This window comes from Spirosoma sp., from assembly GCF_048594605.1.
GTDB lineage: Bacteria > Bacteroidota > Bacteroidia > Cytophagales > Spirosomataceae > Spirosoma.
In genome coordinates this window covers 21027-40059 of the sequence record NZ_JBMDWV010000107.1, presented here as the reverse complement: position 1 = coordinate 40059, position 19033 = coordinate 21027, and the positions used below count along the sequence as shown (strand labels likewise).

Below are 19033 nucleotides of genomic sequence, written 5' to 3'. Positions count from 1 at the left end.
CTTATATCCGTATGAAGACACAAAAGATTCCATCCGGCTTTCGCTATTTGTTTACGAGAAAGCAACTAAAAGAACTGGAAAAATCCATTGAGTCTACCTTTCTTGAGATTGTTCCAGGCCGCCATCTTGATACGCAAATTCTCAATTCTGAACAGGATCAACTAACTATTCATCCTGTTAGTTTATCTGGAAGAATACAAAATGAAAGCTGGAAATTTACTATTTATCAGTCTGGCTTCAGAACAAATTTACTCCCGGAATCCTTAGAAACTGAGGTAAAAAACAGAGTGGCTATAGAAATTAGCCAGTACCTTAACAAAGCGAATAGATTCATTGACACTGACTTCGTTCAACATCCCCAATTATGGATTTACTGTACGGTGAGTCGAGACACAGTAGAGATAAAAACTAAAGAAATCAGGTAATTTACTACCATGCCCACAACCCGTCGCCAATTTCTAACCTCGCTTACTGCCTTAGCGGGCGCTACTGTTTTACCCATTGATCAGCCAGTTCAGGCAGATACAGTTGCTAAGACCTGGCCAATTTCCTGCAATGCGTACACATGGGGCACTTTTTATGGGCGGGAGAAAAAAGAATGGATGGCTGACCCTGATGCGTCGCTGACGGATTACGTAAAAACTGGGTTAACTGCTTACGAACCTTCGTTCACCAGTGTCGATGAGGTAAAAAAACTGGCGCCTTATCTGACAAAGTACAAGCTGGCGATGCCGTCGCTTTATGTCAACAGTTCGCTGCACCGCGCCGACGAAGCGCAAAAATCCATCGAGTCGGTTTTGGCCATTGCCGATGCCGCCAAACCGTTAGGGGCACGTATCATCGCCACAAATCCCAATCCGATCAAATGGGGTAGTGAGGAAGATAAAACCGATGCCGACCTCATTGAACAGGCCAAAAATCTTGATCGGTTAGGCGCTCAGCTACGAGAACAGGGATTTACGCTGGCCTATCATACCCACGCTCCCGAACACCGGCAGGCCGCCCGCGAATTTCACCACATGATGCTGGCAACCGACCCTAAAAACGTATCGCTCTGTCTGGATGCGCACTGGGTTTATCGGGGTTCCGGAAATTCGCAGATAGCCCTTTTCGACATAGTGAAATTGTACGGTAAACGTATTGTGGAGGTGCATATTCGTCAGTCGAAAAATGGGATCTGGCAGGAAACGTTTGGCGACGGCGATATTAACTACCGGCGGCTTGCAACGGATTTAAAGAATTTGAACGTTCAGCCGCTGCTGGTGCTGGAGCAATGTCTGGAGAAGAATTCACCGAATACAATTGGCCCAGTCGAAGCACATAAACAAAATCTACAGTACACCCGTACCGTTTTTGCAGGACTCATCTAAGCAGAGAAGCCGTAAAATCTGTTGTTCAGAAGAGCTAATTTAGACTATCAATACATTACGGTCTGCACAGAACAAAGCGGCACACACTTGGTTAATGAAGTATCACGCCAGAAGTCTGGCCTGCTGATTCTGTTACTCATTTAACCAACGTTAGCATTATGCAACCCAATATTGGTCTCGAAAAAGATGTTCTGAAACAGGACAACATCCTACTCAACGAATTTCTATCTGATCTGCACGTACTCTATATCAAAACCCGTAAGTACCACTGGAACGTAGCAGGACCGAATTTTATGGAGTACCATAAATTCTTCGAGAAGCAGTACAAAGCCATTGAAGCTGAAATTGACGAAGTAGCCGAACGTATTCGGCAACTGGGTGGTACCCCCCTGGCGACAATGGGCGAATTCATTCATAATACCAGCCTGAAAGAAGACGGAGGAAAGCCAAAGGATACCGCTGAAATGTTCAAAAATCTCTTGTCCGATCACGAGCAAATTGTTCGTGAGTTACGCGAAGACGTGGAGAAGTGCGACGAAGAACTAAAAGACGCCGGTACTGCCGACTTCCTGACGGGTCTGATGGAAGCGCACGAAGCCATGGCCTGGATGTTGAGAAAGTACTTATCTTAGTGATGAACGATGAATGCTGAACGATGACTTAGCGAAATGTTTCCTACATTCATCAATTATCGTTCAGCACTCATCGCTTTTTATGCCCAAATCTCTCTCGCTTCGCTCTGGTCTTGGTAGTGTCTTATTCTGGTCGGTCATTTCGGCAGCCTTCATTGGGCCGGGTTCCGTTACGTCCTGCGCTATAGCCGGGTCGAAATTTGGTTTACAACTGCTTTGGGTACTTACGTTTGCTACGTTAGGAACCGTCTGGCTTCAGGAAGCAGCCGCCCGGATCACAATTGCCACCGGGCAGGATCTGGGGCAGGTTATCACACATACTTATGCCGGAAACAAAGGTCGGAGAATTGCGTGGGCTTTGTTTCTGGCGATTTTTTTGGGCTGTGCTGCCTATCAGGCGGGTAATATTCTGGGCGCTGTTTCGGGCCTGGCCCTTCTCACAAATATACCCGTCCCCACCCTGACGGTTGTTGTTGGCTTCGTCTGTATTTTACTACTCTGGATCGGTTCAACGCAGAGTCTGGCCAACTTTCTGGGCCTTATTGTCTTTGCCATGGGCGGGGCATTTATTTACGTAGCATTCGGAACGCCCGTTACGTCCGTCCAACTGGCCAAAGCGCTGGTCGTGCCGACGATTCCTACCGGCTCGCTGCTGCTGGTAAACAGCCTGATTGGGACAACGATTGTACCCTATAACCTATTTTTCGGATCGAGTATCGTACCCACCGTGGATTCGGCGGGTCAATCGCTGAGTGAAATGCGGCTGGGCATCTGGGTCGCGGTTGTTCTGGGCGGGATTATTTCCGTTGTGCTTCTGTTAGCCGGGCTGCTTATTCCTGAAGACTTCTCGTATCCGCACATGGCCCAGGTACTGACCGACCGACTTGGCACCTGGGCGGGTTCTTTATTCGCTTTCGGATTATTTGCCGCCGGGTTTGCCTCCTCGCTAACGGCACCTCTGGCGGCTTCCGTTACGGCGCAAAGCCTGCTGGGTATTCGTAAAAACTCACCAGCGTATCGCGCTATCTGGCTGATAGTTATGGGAACCGGGCTAACATTCGGCTTACTGAACGTAACACCTATTCCGGTTATCGTTGCGGTTCAGGCAATTAACGGGGTTCTGTTACCCTTCGTTACGCTATTTCTGTTTGCGGCCGTAAACAACCGGAAACTTCTGGGTGATACGTATTGTAATTCGTTGAGCCAGAACATAGCCATGGGCCTTGTTGTCATTGTAACGGCTGTTCTTGGTCTGTGGAACGTCTGGCTGGCGTTTCAATAGCGAAGCTAAGAGCCGGGCGTTACGTTATCAGGCTAAATACACAGTTCACTGACCCTTACCTGTCTGCTATTTGTTTTCTATTTCTTCTTCCGCAGTTGCTTATTCTGCTGTTCCAATCGCTCGATACGTTTCTGCTGCGCAATGAGATGAAGCGTTAATTCTTCGTTCTTTTTTACCAGCGTAGCCAGCAGCGTAGTCAGATCTGTGCCCTGCTTTACCATTTCCTCAGCACTGGGAATACCGGGCAGGTGTTTATGTTCCTGAACGTACTGCTCCACTTCAGCCAGAGGCTTCAAGCGGTAAGACGGTGCAAAGACATAATCGGCCCACTCATTTTTTGTTGTCGGCTGTACGTGCATGGCTACCGTTGACAATCGTCCTGCCAACGTAACATCACCCTTGTCGTTAACCGTCAGAAATTTGCTGGCCGTAGTCTCTGCTGCTGATGAACTGGCGGTCATGTTGGTCAGACGCAGTCCGCTACGTCCCTCCACACCCGCCGTCAGTTCGAGTCGATTTTGCGGGGTAGATGTACCAATGCCTACATTGACATTATTGCCCAATACCATAGCGTTACTGCTCATAACACGGGCATTGGCACCAATAGCCGTTGCGTTCGATAAACCCGCCCCCATGCCAGCAGCGTTAGCGCCCAGAAGCGTGTTACTGCTGCCATCCGTACCATCGAAACCGGCATTGGGTCCTATGATAAGATTCTGGTTTCCCCGTATGTTGCGCTGCCCGGCGTTATAGCCAATAAATACGTTATCACTACCGTCCGTATTAAGCTTACCAGCTTCATAACCAACGAACGTATTGTGGCTACCAACGGTATTCGGGAAGCCCGCTTTATAGCCAAAGTACGAATTGTAAGAACCCGTTGAGTTGCTCTGACCAGCCTGACTGCCCATAAACGTATTGTAGGTTCCGCCATTGACAGCACTCGTACTCTGGCCAATAAATAAATTTGTTGTTCCGTTGACAGACTGAAAGCTAACGACCTGATTGTCTGGGGTTATTATCTGGCTTTGACCCAATATATCTGTCCCTAAGCCGAGTAATAAGATAACGGCACTAACTGTAAAAATTTTCATAGTAAGTAAAGACAATAAGATACAGAGTAAATATAAGACTTTTTACTACTTAAGTTTACCAGAAAGCAGATTAAACAAAATAAAACGAGCCCGGTTATCCCAGGCTCGTCAATGAGTAACATTATATAGATAATTTCAGGCCCCCAGCTGTCTGCAAAAACTGGCATGATCCCAGTTGATATCTAAATGCGTAATGCGATCGGCTTCGTCGAAGCGAAAAACAAATACGTGATCGCTATTAAATTTCAGTCCTTTATTTGTGATTCCCATAAAATCCTGTTTCTGCGTACCAAAAATAGTTACGTGTGCTGTAACGGTATTGTCTTCAGCGGTCAGGCTATCAACGGTATTGTCGACATCGGGAAAACAATCCATAATGAGTTGCCAGACGCCCTTGCCAAACTCCCAGAAGGAGCCTTTCCCATCTTCGCCCATCGGCTGAAAATGCACCGTAGCATCGGGTGTGGCGAGTTGAATCATGCGGGCCGTATCCATATCCTGATACGCCGAGAAAAAAGCCAGACAAGCCCCTTTGCGTGTCTGTTCAGTAAGCGAAATTTTATTTAGCGTTTCCATTGTTTGTGTTGGTTAATAGGTGATTGGCAGAGGGGTAAGGGCATGGGGCGGACATCAATGGAGTCCTTCCTTTGCCCTATGCCCTCACCCGTTGGCTACTGCGCTTTCGGGTAACTGGCGTGCGCTTTAATTTTGCGGATCTGGCGTAAATGCCGGTCAACGTGCCCCCACTGATAAATATACACCTGATGCAGGTTACGTGGTGATTTTGTGGCAGTTAATTCAAAACAGGCACGCATATCAGCTTCTGTCTTTTCGGCAAAAGCAATGTTCTGATCTCGCAGCCGGGTAAAGAATGTGAGGTTATCTTTTCCTTTGATAAAGCCTGTTGGTCGCGAAAAATCGGGCGAGATGTGCGGTTTCTCTTCCATAATAAATTCACGGTAATAACTGTCGGGCTGACTAGTTTTGATCAGTTCAGGCTGGGGTGTATTCCGACTACTGATCCCGATTTCGCGGGCCCAGATAATCTCCCACAGCGCCAGATGCTCCACCACTTCGGCAATGCTCCAGCGGTCGGGCGATTCGTGAAAATGCCACTGCTCATCAGTCAGGTTTTCGGTTTCACGTGTGAGTTCGTCGCGGGTACGCCGGAGATTGTCGACCGTATAGTTCCGATCTTCCTCCGTCCAGAGTTTTTGCGCATAGCTTGCCGAAATCGCCAACGTAGCGATCAGGATTGTAAGAAATATTTTCATGATTGATATGAAGAAATGGTGTAGATATAGAACTGATTTACTTCACTTTCACAAATACTTCGCGGAGTTTCCCGTCCCAACCCTGCTGCGTGTACTGGCCATTTTTGGGCGAAATCTTAAATTTTTCGACCATACCACGCCGTTTGCCATCTGCCTGCCACGACCAGAATTCGTTGGTTTCGGTCAACGTAGTGCCGTCGTACTGATACGTAGCACCACCTGCTCCATTGAACTGCTTCGTCACGGCATTGTAATAAGCATAGACGACCATCGGGTAACTGAATATCTTGACTACCTGTATGTTTTTATACTTGCCTTCACCCAAACGGTCGTTTCCCCACTGCCCTTCTTTCATAAACCAGACGCCTTCCAGCGCACTGTTTTTAAGTGGTTCCTTCGCCCTGATACGTTCGCTTATCTCGTTGATCGGGTAGTTTTTGTACTGCTCTGAATTCATCATGCCGTACTGTTCATACTGTTGCGGGCTAACCTTATAATCGAACGTAAAGACGTTGCCGACCGCCGTTGAATCCCAGGAATAGAACCCAACCGTCTCGACGTACTTGCCATTTTTGAGTTCATACGTACCGCCACAGGCTCCATTGAACGGGCTTGGGCCGGTGTTTTTTTCGTCATAGCGCCCACGCCGTTTGTCGTCGTAAAAAGCCCCGAACCAGTAGCCGTCCCGAAACACCTTAATTACCGTAACCGAGTCGCGGGGCTTCCAGTCGGTCATGGACCCGTACTTGTTTTTTGTCTGCCGAAAGGCACCATTCAGTTTGCCCACCGGCTCATCAGATTCAAACGCCAGGATTGGCAGCAACGTAGTGAAGAGAATAAAAAATAGCTTTGTCATTGTATTATGTATGTGGATTTGATGACAAAACTATGGCTGCCTCAAGCGCCAAAATTGTAAAAATGCGACATTTAGCACGAGGCTTCTGCCAAATCAGCTTTTGGGAAAGCTAATCCATTAACTTTCGGTTGCTGTATTTTTCTGGAGACGGTCACATTTCTGGCGCGCAGGCGGCATAACCGTTCTCAACTGCAACCGATCATCCTTTTTTCGGGGCTACACGCGTTTGAAGGCGCTAACTTGGGGGCTGTTTCATCAAATTAATACCAGCTGTGTCAACGTATCGCACCAACCTTCCGATTTTACTTGTTCTCCTGAGCACAACGCTTGGCCTGACTACATCGCAGGCGCAAAGTTTGTACATGCCCCGTAACGTAAAACAGGCGTACCAGAAAGGAACCCGCTCGATGGATGGTAAACCGGGTAAAAACTACTGGCAGAACTCGGCCCGCTACACCATCAACATTACGTGTGCACCACCAAATCGAACCATTCAGGGAAGCGAAGAAATTACGTACGTCAACAACAGCCCCGATACGCTGTCGTTTCTGGCGTTTAAGTTATTTCTGAATAGCCACCAGCCGGGCGCCGTTCGGCAACAGCCCGTTTCCGCCGATTACATGACATCCGGCGTAAAAATCGACCGATATACTGAAAACAACGTAGCACGACTGTGGCCCGCTACGAGCTCAACTGTACATCGGATGCCGCTCACAAAACCGCTGATGCCGCACGATTCGGTTAAGCTGACGTTCGACTGGCATTACGACATTTCGCAGGAAAGCAACCGCGAAGGGAAGCTGGATTCTACTACGTTCTATCTGGCCTATTTTTATCCGCGCGTGGCCGTTCGCGACGATTATTACGGTTGGGACATGGTGCCGTTTACTGAAGCGCAGGAGTTTTACAACGACTTCAACGACTACGTAGTGAATGTGAAAGTACCCGCCAATTTCCTCGTCTGGTCGACAGGTAACTTGCAGAATGCCAATGAAGTACTGCAATCCACGTTTGCCAAGCGGCTGACGGAATCCATGCAAACCGATTCAATCATACACGTAGCAACGGCGAAGGATATTGCGGCCCGGAACGTAACAGCGCAACAGGCCAGTAACGTCTGGCGGTGGCAGGCCAGCAACGTTCCCGACATTGCCCTCTGTATCAGCGATCAATACGTCTGGGATGCGTCGAGCGTGGTGGTCGACAAGAAAACCGGTCGGCGGGCGAGTGTACAGGCAGCTTTTAAAGACAACGCCAACGATTTTCACCACATGGTTGAGTTTGGTCGTCATTCCCTCGACTGGTTCTCTCACAACTGGCCGGGCATTGCGTACCCCTATCCGAAAACGACTATTGTGCAGGGTTTTGCCGATATGGAATACCCGATGATGGTAAACGACAGCTCAGTGCCCGATCTGAATTTTGCCCGCTTTGTGGCCGAACACGAGATTGCGCATACCTGGTTTCCGTTCTACATGGGCACCAACGAAACCCGCTACGGATTTATGGACGAAGGCTGGGCAACGGCGCTCGAGCATCTGATTGGTCAGGCTGATTTAGGCAAAGAAAAAGCGGTGAGTCTGTTTCAGCAGTTTCGGGTTATCCACTGGATCAAAGACCCGTCGGCCGAGCAGGATTTACCGATTATTACGCCATCGAATATCCTGAGTGGTGCGGCATTGGGCAACAACGAATACGGCAAAGCGGCTTTGGGGTATCTGGCGCTTAAAGATATGCTGGGTGATGACCTGTTCAAAAAAGGGCTGCACGAATTCATGAACCGCTGGAACGGCAAGCACCCGACGCCCTGGGATATGTTTTTCAGCTTCAACAGCGGCACGGGAAAAGACCTGAACTGGTTCTGGAACAACTGGTATTTCACCAACAACTACATCGACTTTGCTATTCAGAACGTAGCAAACTCAGCTACGCAATCGGTCGTTACGTTACAGAACATTGGCGGCTACGTAGCACCGGTCGATCTGGTCGTTACGTTCATGGATGGTACTAAAGAAACGTTCCATCAGACACCCGCCATCTGGCAGGCAAATCAGAAACAGGCGACGATAAAATTGCCCACCAAAAAGAAAGTACAGTCGATCGCGCTGGAAGGCGGCATTTTTATGGATGCCGACGAACGTAACAATATTTGGAAAGCGAAGTAATTCATAATTTCCTACGCCTTGTGTATGATTCCGCACTGGATATACACAAGGCGTGCTTTTACGCTGAATACAGAGAATCCTCCTGTTTCATACTGATGCCAAAATGAGCGGCTAACAGACTTTCGAAATCGGCGGTATCTGTAATGGCCCATTCCTTAATTTGCTTATCATCTCTGATTTTCAACGTGTTATCTGTCAACGTAATACGTCCGTTCGGTGTTAAAAGCGTACACAGTTTATTCTGCGTAAAAAACGAGTCTGAAGATGTCTGATGGTAATGACACATATCGGTAAACTCAGTTAATTCGCGCGGAATGAGCGTAAACAGGTAAGCGGTTACCCACTCTTCCGTTTCTTCCTGTTGCTGAATGGCGAGATAGTTTTCATCGTGGGTTGTTATGCGGTACGACCCGCTACTATCCTGCTGTAGTTGATCGAGTTGAATTGGCAGTGGATAAATCGGGAACCGGCGTCCAAACCCAACGTCAACCAGCCAGTCGGTATCGTCGATACGAGCTACAATCGCCAGATGATCAAATTCATTATTAAACCCCTCACCTGGTACGTAAACCCGTCCTGAAATCCGTTTCACATCGTATCCTAAACTACGTAGCAATTCATAGAATAGGCCATTCAGCTCGTAGCAGAACCCACCCCTTCGTTGCGTAACGATTTTATCGAACAACGCTTCCGGCTTCAGCACAATCTCGCGACCGTAGTGGATGTTCAGGTTTTCGAGCGGCACTGTTAACAGGTGCTGATGATGCAGATGGCGCAACGTAGCGAGGGTTGCGTCCGGTGAACCAACGTATTGAATCCGATCTAAATAGGCACTGACATTCATCGACATGAAATTTATTTCGTCGCACAAGTTGCGCATAATCAGTACATGAAGGCAAGCTATTGTCGATTGAATCGTCCTGAATAGCCGTTCTATCAGCAATTACGTTGAGTAATCAGATAAAGCGGACGTAATGCTAATTGTCAGGAACAATCGTTTCCTGCCGAACGTACTACTAACAGGTACCATTTTCTGCGCGCATGACTCGCCGACAGTATTTCGTTGTTATCCTCATTTTAGGGACGCTCTCCACCATTAGTCCTTTCTCCATCGACATGTATCTGCCGGGCTTTCCGGCCATTGCCCATGATCTTCACACATCCATTTCGCAAGTTCAGTTATCCTTAACCGCTTATCTGATTGGCATTTCGGTTGGTCAGCTTATTTACGGGCCACTGCTGGATCGATTTGGGCGTAAGTTGCCGCTTTACGGTGGTCTGCTTATTTATATGATGGCTTCGGTAGGTTGTGCGATGAGTACGTCCATCGATATGCTGATTGCTATGCGGCTCCTGCAGGCGCTGGGCGGCTGTGTGGGTTTAGTAGCCGCTCAGGCATTGGCCCGCGACTTGTTTCCGGTCAATGAAATTGCTCAGGTTTTTTCGACGCTAACGCTGGTAATTGCCGTATCGCCGATGATTGCCCCAACGGTCGGCGGCTATGCAACGGCGGCTTTTGGGTGGCATTCGATCTTTATCATTCTGGCGATTATTACGTTCCTGATGCTCGTCGGCGTGTACGTTGCCCTGCCGGACGGCAAACCGGCCGACCCGTCGCTCTCGTTACGTCCGAAGGCTGTTCTGACAAGCTTTTTCACGGTGTTAAGACAACCGCAATTTCTGACGTACTCGCTGACCGGTGGAATTGCTACGTCGTCGTCATTCGCTTATCTGGCCGGCTCTTCGGATATATTCATGAATATTTACAACGCCAGTGCGCAGGAGTACGGCTGGATTTTTGCCTTCATGGCTATTGCGTTGATTGTGCCAACGCAGTTCAACCGATTGCTGCTGAAACGGTTTACGAATGAGCAGATTATTTATGCAACCTTACTTTATCAGTCTGCAGTTGGTATTGTGCTGGTAGTGGGCACCTGGGGCGATTGGTACGGCAAATACGGTCTTATCCTCATGTTGTTTCTGTTTCTGGCAGGTCAGGGTCTAACCAATCCAAATGCGTCGGCGCTTTCGCTGGCACCTTTTGTCCGTCACGCGGGGAGTGCTGCGGCTTTAATGGGAAGCTTTCGAATGGGCTTTGGCGCGCTTGTTTCCGGCGCGGTCAGCTTTTTTCACAACAATACGGCTATCCCGATGGTCGGTGTTATGACCGTCTGCGTCACCAGTGGGCTGATTATTTTGCTGGTCGGACAACGTACTACGCGCTACCTGGCCAGCAAGAACGCGCTTACTGAACCAATGGCAGAGGTTATGTTGTAGCGGACACAGGGCTGGCAGCAAAAGCAAAACCTCAATTCTTTTGATTGAATTGAGGTTTTTTCATAGCGTTGAGTAGATGAAAACATCTGTAGAGTGCTGACAGCCACAACTGTCTTTCAGAGGGAGTCTGATATTTTCAATGAGAAACGTTACGAATTTGATGCCAGAAACGTTTCTCCATAACAATCGACTGATTAATAGGCGTTTATAAATGCAAAATTCACTTATACGTAGGCTTCGAACCGAGAATACGAGTAAAAAATCCCCATTTTTGTAGGTATATATGCCTAATTATTTATAAGTAGATATACGGTCATATTAACTATTTTCTATGCTTCATATATTGTACATTATTGCTATAACAGCCGAAGCAATGACAGCCGCTTTATCGGCCGGCCGTCGGGATATGGATTGGGTTGGTGTCTGTATTATTGCCTGGATTACAGCGCTTGGCGGGGGAACAATACGTAATATGCTGTTTGATCATTACCCAATGGCCTGGGTTGAGCATCCTGAATACTTGCTCATAACAGCCGGAGCAGCTCTGTTTACACCGCTCATTGCTTCGTTCATGGGCCGATTGAGGAAATTATTCCTTTATCTGGATGCGCTCGGGCTGGTGGTCTTTACCCTGATCGGTTGTCAGATTGCCCAGGAAATCCATCTCCCGGTTACTATTGTCGTATTCAGTGGAGTGATAACAGGCTGTGCGGGTGGGGTGCTGCGGGATGTGTTATGCAACGACATTCCTCTACTTCTGCGGAAAGAAATTTATGCCAGCGCGTCACTGGTTACGGGTAGTTTATACGTAGCACTCAACCACTGGTATCATCACACAAACCTGGCTATGATTGTGGCAGGCGTAGTCGGTTTAGCAATACGTTTGCTGTCTATTCGTTACGACTGGCACATGCCCAAGTTTGTGTACCGCGATAAATGGGAGCATTAACTATGGCGTAGCCGTTTCGTCATCTTCCGCACCGTACCTGGCTTTGCGGATTTCCATCCACTCGCGCGCGGTGCCTCCGTTGCTGAAGTGCTCATCTTCGTCCTGAATTTCCTGATCCCAACTGAAATCGGTAGTAAATTTCCCCTGAGCAGTCAGGTCAATTTGCAGCAGATTGGCGCGGGGCAGCCCTTCGGTTTTTCGCTGGAGATATAATTCCTGAACGGCCTCCGTTACCTCATCCGCAAAGTCAGCCACTAACGGTTCAGCCTCTCCCCCAGGTGTCAGATACGTACCGTCAAATTCAATATCCTGCCCATCCGACAGGATCTGGACGTTCAATCGGGCAATGGTCCACTCATCCGGAATGACAGAACTAATCGCATCCGTCAGTACGTCATAAATTTCATTCGTTGTCATAAAAAGAACGGAGTTTACACCTTTTTCCAGCGCGAAAGCCAAAGCAGAAACGTCTGCTTTGGCTTTCGCGCAACAAGGTAATTAATAGCTTAATTCTTCACCTGAACGGGCAAATCTTCCAATTGGGCATAGCTCAGCTTCCAGGTGTTGTCCGATGCTTTTTTCCAGAGCAGAATATAGTTGCCCTCGCCATACGCATGCGGATCGTTTGGATTGATTGGCAGCACGTCGACCGAGAACGTACCGGCTTCGTAGGCCGTCTGGGTGTCGGTACTCGAACTTACTACGTTCGTTTTCAGGTCGGTGATCGTCGGCATCGTTTCGCGAACCCACTTGTCGGCAACTTCGGTCTTTCCTTTAAAGTGCGTATTTCCCTGCAAAAAGTGGACGTCGTCGGCCAGAAACGAAATGACTTTGGCTGAATCTTTATTATTCCAGGCGGCAATAAATTGCTGATCAAGCTCCTGAATATTAACGGTTTCGGTTGATTTTGAGCAGGAACTTAACAGAGCAGCCGTAAATAGAAGGCAGCAGGATAGTTTCATGATGGTTGGATTTTACTGTGAATATTAGTCTGATACGTTGCTCCAAAACGAAGCCTGGAGCAACGTATCAGGCAACAACTTACCAGCTTTTCCGGCGATACTCAGAAGTAGGATACGGCGACAAAGGATCGCCATACGTATCGTTCGCCAGGAATCCCGATTTCAATACGTACGAAACGGGTTGCTGGCCGGAGTCGATCAAACTGGCGGCCTGAACACTGGAGGCAACACCCGCAATTGCTGTTGGTTTAGCAACTTCCTGAGACGACGGCACAGTGTTACGGGCCACGGCTTTGGCCTGTTCAGCCTTGTCGGCAGCAGCCCGATCGGCAGCAGCCTTCTCGGCGGCAGCTCGTTCCGCAGCGGCTATGCGAGCGGCTTCGGCCTGCCTTGCCGCTTCGGCTTTGTTCTTATTGTCCTTGTGTTTACCGATGGCATAACCGGCAGCGCCCCCAACCACTCCACCAACGACACCCCCTACAACGCGGTTTCGCTTATTGATGATGGCACCAGCAGCGGCTCCGGCACCAGCTCCGATGGCTGTCCCTTTCGCCTGTGGACTCCAGCGCCGTTTAGCGTTTTTACCAATGGCATAACCAGCCGCTCCGCCAGCTACTCCACCGACCACTCCGCCAACCACGCGATTTTTCTTGTTCACGATAGCGCCAATGGCGGCTCCGGCACCTGTACCGATAGCAGCTCCTTTAGCTCCGGTTCCCCATCCTTGTATGGATTGCGCTTCGACCGTTTGGCCAAATGCACTGATTGTCAGCAAACCTAGTGCTACAACCTGATGGATCTTTTTCATATCAACAGTTTTTAAAATGATACGATGGCTTACAAATGACAACTAACGTTTTCTGTTCCGTAATTGTTTGTTCTAAGATTGGAATGGAGGTAGATGGTTTAATAGACTATCCTGAAACTATTTAAGCAGCATAAATAGTGTCTTTTTGACATAAAATCGCCCTGCTAACTGAAAACCAATCAGTTAGCAGGGCGAAAATTGGATTATATCTGCTTAAAAAATTTTTAGTATAGCGCTACGTTAGGGTCTCCTTCATAGGCTGACCCAATCCGGCAAAGCTGATTGAGCACTTCCCCAAAGAGGCCGTATATATGCTTTAGTCGCTCGACATCCCTAATGACGCCAACAACCTGAAACGATAACAGATCGACGTTTTCCGGAAATCGTTCTGTCAACCAACCAGCGTCATCTTTCACTTCCAGACCAATTTCGGGCTGGGTCTCTATCAATTGTCGGATGTTGATATTATTGAACAGAAGCTGAAGTTTATATTCGTCATTCCCCTGAATAATGAACTGATCGTCAAAATCGGGATAACCGACTTCTACGTCCTGCATTAACCCCAGTCGCTTTCCCAGTGCACTGAAAAACCCTTTCCGGTATATTCTGAACCGAAATCCGTCCGGATTCACATAAGGCGCTCTCATGCGCGTGTAAGTAATGTGCGTTTTCCCGGTCGAAACGGTATACGTATCGAGCGTAATGGTCCACTCCTTAACCGTTGCTTCTACCCGGCTTCCTTTCCAGAATCCACCCTCAACGAAATCAGCATGAATTTCCGCTGCCAACTGCTGCCAAACCTCGTCTTTATACGGACCGAACAGTTTTCTTAAAATGCTCATATTGTTTTTTATGAGGGAATACGATACGTTCTATAGATTTTGCATCCAGACTTCCCGTAATTGTAGTTGCTCGGGTGTAGCCTGCGCGGCTGGCTCGAAAACATACTGCTTGACTGCTTCTTTCTCAAGCATCGTACTTTTGACGGTACTCTCCTGCCCATTCCGCCGAACCGTTACATCATACGTATCGCCTGGTTTAAGCTGTTTCAATGCTTCCTGTATCTTTCCAACGCTTTCCAAACTTACCGGTTGACCGTTAAAAGCCGCCCACTCGTCATTTTCCTGCAAGCCCGCTTTGACCAGGGGATCGGCCAGTTTTGTCAGGTAGAATTTACCATCGGTAAATGCAGGTTTCATGCCAAGCCAGGTCGTTTTCTCACCTGTAGAAATCGATGGAATATAGGTAATCCCCAGTTTACTATAGTATTCCTTAAATGGCAATGGCTCAGCGGCTTTGACGTATCGGTTGAAGAAATCAGCAATTTCGGGATACGTCATTTGTGTGAACGTAGTGAAAAAGTCTTTTTCAGAAAAAGCTTTGTCTGGCCCATACGTAGCAGCCAGTTCGTTGATCACTTCGCGCAGGCCACGCTTACCTTTCGAAAGTTCGAGCAGGCGAATGTCCAGTAAACCTGCTACCAAGGCCCCACGGGCATAGATGTTACCGTATTGTCGCTGACCTTCGTCGGTATAGCAGGTCAGGCCGAGTTTGCTCAGGCTATAGGTTGTATCGAGGCTTTTGTCGTACACAATCTTTTGCGTCTGCTCGTCCAGATACGTTGGTAGGTCCATAATCTTGCCCCGCAGTTGCATGGCGTCGCTGGCCCATTCGGTTACGCCTTCATAAAGCCACAAATGCTCCGAAGGCGTCGGCGTTTCAAAATTGAACTGCTGAATGATTTCGCTATGAATATTCAGTGGCGTTACTACGTGAAAAAACTCATGCGCAGCAATCGATGTCATGTCGTCGGCCAGCTTCTTCGAAAATTCCTCTTCTTTGATAACGTATTCCGAGCTGTATGAATGTTCCCAGGCGCCCCAGCTCTGATCTTCAAAATGGTACAGGAACGTGTAGCGCTTTACAGGCAATTGTTTCAGAAACTGACCCGCTGCGTTTAGCATGGCCTGCATGTTGGTCAGCAGTTGCTCCGATTTGATTTTGTCGGTTTTCGAATACGTATAGACGTCAACATCGGCTCCTGCGACTTTCGTCGTTGCTTTGGTCAGACGCCCCAACAGAATGGGCGAATCGACGATGCGATCGTAGTTTGGCGCAGTAAAATAGCCTTTCGCATTTCTGTCCAATGCCGTTCCAACCATCCATTCAGCCGGATAGTCGATCTTCACTTCGATGGGAGCCGCCTGCATACCGCTCGGGAAACCGAACACGCCCTGCCCATTGATTAACGCATGATCCTGCTCAATAGACGTACCACACATATTATACGGCTTATGCTCAGTTACAGGCGTATCCCAGGTTTCGGCAATGCTATACTGAACCGTACGTACCTTTTCTGGCTGCTCGAACTTCCACTGATTCGTCGAAACATGCTGCGTTTTCAATTCACGGCCTTTCGCGTCCAGCGCTTTAAACGACCGAACGTAACGACCAATATCCATAATCTGATACGTACCGGGTGCCGTAGCCGCAAACTGATAGATAGCATTATCGGCCGTTAGTCCATCAACACGTAGCGTCACCTTAAACTGATCGTCGGCCCGGTCGTTCAGGTTTATTTCGTAAAACAGCGGGAGCGTTGGTTTGGCAATTGCGGTCTGAAAAACAAATGTGGCTGAAGCCAGCAAAAGAAGGCGGATAATCTTCATGAAAATTAGTTATTGGTCGAATACGAATAAGCAAGTTAACTCAATTCAGGGAAGGCCTGAACTCGGTTAGTTTTGCCGGAGGTAATTGAGGATAAGCGGTGAAGCAATTAGGGTACATCCACAACAGAAGGTTGATTTTTATAGTCAGTATGATTCTCGATATTGTATCATATTGGCTATGAAAATCAATCTTCTATTTTTTGGCATTTAGCAATCAGTATCCATGTAAATCCAGTTCTGCCGTATCGATCTGCTCGACTCGCTTGCCCATTTTTTTCTGAATGATTTTGAAATGATGCTGATCGTCGGGCGTAATCAGCGAAATGGCTTTGCCTGTCGCTTCCGCCCGACCCGTCCGGCCAATCCGGTGAACGTAATCTTTGGGTGAACGGGGCAGTTCAAAGTTGATCACATAAGGCAGTAACTGAATATCGATTCCCCGCGCCAGCAGATCCGTAGCTACTAAAACGGTTAGCTTTCCCGCTTTAAACTGATGCAATACGTCGGTGCGAATATTTTGCCCTTTCTGACCGTGAATAGCGGCTGCCTGAATCCCGTTTTTATTGAGCTTGACAACCAGATTATCGGCCGTTCGGGTCGACGATACAAACACCAGCACCTGCTTCATCTGCCCGGTTTTGATCAGGTAACGTAGCAGTGGGCCTTTGCGCTCGGGTTCTGTTTTGTAGGCAATCTGCTCAATCAGATCAAGATTCGTAGCTTCTTCAACTACCTCAATTTTTGTCGGACTCCGTAGCAACGTAGCGTTAATGTGCTGAATGGCGTCGCCCAACGTAGCGGAGAAAAGGATGGTTTGCCGTTTTTTGGGCAGTAAATCGAAAATTCGGTCCATCTCATCGGCAAAACCAAGTTCGAGCATTTTGTCGGCTTCGTCGAGCACCAGTATCTCCACATCCGACAGACGTAACGCATTCTGATCGAGCAAATCCAGCAAGCGGCCGGGCGTGGCTACAATAATATCGGCTCCGTAAACAGCCTGCATCTGCGGGTTGATGGAAACCCCTCCATACACAGCTACCGTTTTTACCTTCGGAAACAGATGTACACCCAGTTCCTGAAATACCCCGGCAACCTGCCCGGCCAGCTCACGCGTGGGCACCAGCACCAGAACACTTGCATAGCGACCCCCAACAGTTTTTGTCCGATGGAATAACTCCAGAATAGGCAGCACAAAACTGGCGGTTTTTCCCGATCCGGTTTTAGCGATGCCCAGAATATCTTTTCCACGCAAAATAGGCGGAATAGCCTCTTTCTGAATAGGATAAGGAGTGGTATACTGCTGTTCCGCTACGGCTTTTACCAACGGGTCCGATAACCCAAGTGACGAAAACGTTACGCTATTTTTTTCCACTCCGCTTGATGGGTCGACCATATTTCAATCGTTTTTCGGCTTCATAATCACGCCGGACATTTACTTTCTTATTCTTCGCCAGTTTCTCATGGAAAGCTGGCCCTACTTCTTCGCGTTTTGGCGGTTTCACCTCCGGTATTTTCATGTGAACCTTCGGCATCTCATCTTCCGTCAGCTCGTCCGAAATGATCAGATCAGGCGGCAGCGATAGCAACGGAATTTTATAATTCATCAACGCTTCAATAGCCGTTTGTCGCTCTTCATCAGCGGGCGTAATGAACGTAACAGCAATACCTTTCTGATCGGCGCGACCGGTTCGGCCAATGCGATGAATGTAGTTTTCCGCTACGTCGGGCATATCGAAATTGATCACGTGCGACACTTCTGCTACGTCCAGTCCACGAGCAATAATGTCGGTAGCAATCAGAATACGATACGTACCAGATTTGAATTTCTCAACCGTTTCAAAGCGATTGTTCTGCGCTTTGTTGGAATGGATAACACCAATCTGATTGGGAAATTCAGCGTCAAGTTGATTATCCAACTGATCGGCCAGCGACTTGGTTGCTACGAATACCAGCACTTTGGTCATGTCGGTATGTTGCTTTAGTAACAGCTCCAGCAGATTCACTTTCGTGTATAAATTCGGCACTTCGTAGGCTGTCTGCGCGATATTTTCTAACGGCGTGCCCACCGGCGCAGCTTCTACGCGAACCGGATTGTTGAAGAAGGTAGTAATCAGTTCTTCCACTTCTTTTGTCAACGTAGCGGAAAAAAGCAGATTCTGGCGTTTTTGCGGCAAAAGATCGAGAATGGTTTTCAGCTGCGTTCGGAAACCAAGATTGAGCATTTCATCGACCTCGTCAATAACCAGTTTTTTGATGGCTTTTGTCTTCAGCACGCCATTCGACAACAGATCGACCAGCCGGCCGGGCGTAGCCACCAGTATATCAATTCCCTGCTGAACCTGAGCTACCTGCGGCTTCATATTAACGCCACCATACACGCCCACGGCCACCAGATTCTGATACGTAGTGAGTTGATGGATCGTTTCCAGTACCTGCACGACCAGTTCGCGCGTTGGTACAATAATCAGTAACTGTGGAAGCTTTTCCTTTGAAAACTGAAGCAGACGTAGACAAGGCAGCAGATACGCCAGCGTTTTGCCCGTACCGGTTTGCGCGAGCCCGCACACATCCCGCCCTGACATGACCACCGAAAATACGTTCTGCTGGATTGTCGTCGGTGTAGTCAGCCCAAGATCATTGAGGGCATTGAGCAGCGGTTTATTCAGATTCAGTTCCTCAAACGTCATAGCGATCC

At 48.3% G+C, this 19033-nt stretch carries 19 protein-coding genes; 7 read left to right on the top strand and 12 right to left on the bottom strand.

Features of this window, described 5'->3' with window-relative positions; genetic code table 11:
• The first annotated feature begins 11 nt into the window (after positions 1-11).
• The 4 genes from ACOJS8_RS06410 to ACOJS8_RS06395 all read left to right on the top strand — a co-directional run bounded on the left by ACOJS8_RS06410 (position 12) and on the right by ACOJS8_RS06395 (position 3284).
• Complete coding sequence (locus ACOJS8_RS06410) at positions 12-425, top strand: hypothetical protein (RefSeq protein ID WP_420147707.1); 414 nt, start codon at positions 12-14, stop codon at positions 423-425.
• A gap of 9 nt (positions 426-434) precedes the next feature.
• A complete protein-coding gene (locus tag ACOJS8_RS06405; protein ID WP_420147706.1) occupies positions 435-1370 on the top strand; it encodes a sugar phosphate isomerase/epimerase family protein in 936 nt (311 codons plus the stop codon).
• 158 nt (positions 1371-1528) lie between these two features.
• Positions 1529-2002: a Dps family protein gene (locus ACOJS8_RS06400; RefSeq protein WP_420147705.1), complete on the top strand. Its 474-nt coding sequence runs from the start codon at positions 1529-1531 to the stop codon at positions 2000-2002.
• Between the two features lie 82 nt (positions 2003-2084).
• Positions 2085-3284, top strand: a complete 1200-nt coding sequence (locus ACOJS8_RS06395; RefSeq protein WP_420147704.1) for an NRAMP family divalent metal transporter — start codon at positions 2085-2087, stop codon at positions 3282-3284.
• Positions 3285-3361: 77 nt separating this feature from the next.
• On the opposite strand, the gene ACOJS8_RS06390 is transcribed toward ACOJS8_RS06395, so the two are convergent.
• The 4 genes from ACOJS8_RS06390 to ACOJS8_RS06375 form a co-directional block, all read right to left on the bottom strand.
• A complete protein-coding gene (locus ACOJS8_RS06390) occupies positions 3362-4378 on the bottom strand; it encodes a hypothetical protein (protein WP_420147703.1) in 1017 nt (338 codons plus the stop codon).
• A gap of 135 nt (positions 4379-4513) precedes the next feature.
• Positions 4514-4954, bottom strand: a complete 441-nt coding sequence (locus ACOJS8_RS06385) for an ester cyclase (protein WP_420147702.1) — start codon at positions 4952-4954, stop codon at positions 4514-4516.
• A gap of 95 nt (positions 4955-5049) precedes the next feature.
• Complete coding sequence (locus ACOJS8_RS06380) at positions 5050-5652, bottom strand: DinB family protein (protein ID WP_420147701.1); 603 nt, start codon at positions 5650-5652, stop codon at positions 5050-5052.
• Between the two features lie 37 nt (positions 5653-5689).
• Positions 5690-6508, bottom strand: coding sequence for a hypothetical protein (locus ACOJS8_RS06375; RefSeq protein WP_420147700.1), 819 nt, complete (start codon positions 6506-6508; stop codon positions 5690-5692).
• Between the two features lie 272 nt (positions 6509-6780).
• On the opposite strand from ACOJS8_RS06375, the gene ACOJS8_RS06370 reads away from it, so the two are divergent.
• Positions 6781-8673 carry a M1 family metallopeptidase gene (locus ACOJS8_RS06370; RefSeq protein ID WP_420147699.1) on the top strand — a complete coding sequence of 631 codons (1893 nt, stop codon included), beginning with the start codon at positions 6781-6783 and terminating at the stop codon, positions 8671-8673.
• Positions 8674-8731: 58 nt separating this feature from the next.
• Here the strand turns inward: ACOJS8_RS06370 and ACOJS8_RS06365 are convergent, their stop codons facing one another.
• A complete protein-coding gene (locus tag ACOJS8_RS06365) occupies positions 8732-9553 on the bottom strand; it encodes an arylamine N-acetyltransferase family protein (RefSeq protein WP_420147698.1) in 822 nt (273 codons plus the stop codon).
• Between the two features lie 161 nt (positions 9554-9714).
• Here ACOJS8_RS06365 and ACOJS8_RS06360 point away from each other — a divergent pair, with 161 nt between their 5' ends.
• Together ACOJS8_RS06360 and ACOJS8_RS06355 are read left to right on the top strand one after the other, a co-directional pair.
• The gene (locus ACOJS8_RS06360) at positions 9715-10950 is read left to right on the top strand and encodes a multidrug effflux MFS transporter (RefSeq protein WP_420147697.1); all 1236 of its coding nucleotides are present in this window, start codon (positions 9715-9717) and stop codon (positions 10948-10950) included.
• Between the two features lie 331 nt (positions 10951-11281).
• Positions 11282-11899 (top strand): trimeric intracellular cation channel family protein, encoded by a 618-nt coding sequence (locus ACOJS8_RS06355; RefSeq protein ID WP_420147696.1) that lies wholly within the window; start codon positions 11282-11284, stop codon positions 11897-11899.
• On the opposite strand, the gene ACOJS8_RS06350 is transcribed toward ACOJS8_RS06355, so the two are convergent.
• The 7 genes from ACOJS8_RS06350 to ACOJS8_RS06320 all read right to left on the bottom strand — a co-directional run bounded on the left by ACOJS8_RS06350 (position 11900) and on the right by ACOJS8_RS06320 (position 19025).
• The gene (locus ACOJS8_RS06350; RefSeq protein ID WP_420147695.1) at positions 11900-12316 is read right to left on the bottom strand and encodes a hypothetical protein; all 417 of its coding nucleotides are present in this window, start codon (positions 12314-12316) and stop codon (positions 11900-11902) included.
• 89 nt (positions 12317-12405) lie between these two features.
• Entirely contained in the window at positions 12406-12861 is a 456-nt protein-coding gene (locus ACOJS8_RS06345; RefSeq protein WP_420147694.1) for a YybH family protein, read from the bottom strand.
• A 79-nt stretch (positions 12862-12940) separates the two neighbouring features.
• Positions 12941-13669, bottom strand: a complete 729-nt coding sequence (locus ACOJS8_RS06340; RefSeq protein WP_420147693.1) for a YMGG-like glycine zipper-containing protein — start codon at positions 13667-13669, stop codon at positions 12941-12943.
• 224 nt (positions 13670-13893) lie between these two features.
• Positions 13894-14511: a DUF3137 domain-containing protein gene (locus tag ACOJS8_RS06335; protein WP_420147692.1), complete on the bottom strand. Its 618-nt coding sequence runs from the start codon at positions 14509-14511 to the stop codon at positions 13894-13896.
• A gap of 30 nt (positions 14512-14541) precedes the next feature.
• On the bottom strand, positions 14542-16338 hold the full coding sequence (locus ACOJS8_RS06330) for a PDZ domain-containing protein (protein WP_420147691.1): 1797 nt from the start codon (positions 16336-16338) through the stop codon (positions 14542-14544).
• 214 nt (positions 16339-16552) lie between these two features.
• Complete coding sequence (locus ACOJS8_RS06325; protein WP_420147690.1) at positions 16553-17731, bottom strand: DEAD/DEAH box helicase; 1179 nt, start codon at positions 17729-17731, stop codon at positions 16553-16555.
• Positions 17697-19025 (bottom strand): DEAD/DEAH box helicase, encoded by a 1329-nt coding sequence (locus tag ACOJS8_RS06320; protein ID WP_420147689.1) that lies wholly within the window; start codon positions 19023-19025, stop codon positions 17697-17699. Before ACOJS8_RS06320 ends, ACOJS8_RS06325 begins: the two co-directional genes overlap by 35 nt.
• Positions 19026-19033: the final 8 nt, after the last annotated feature.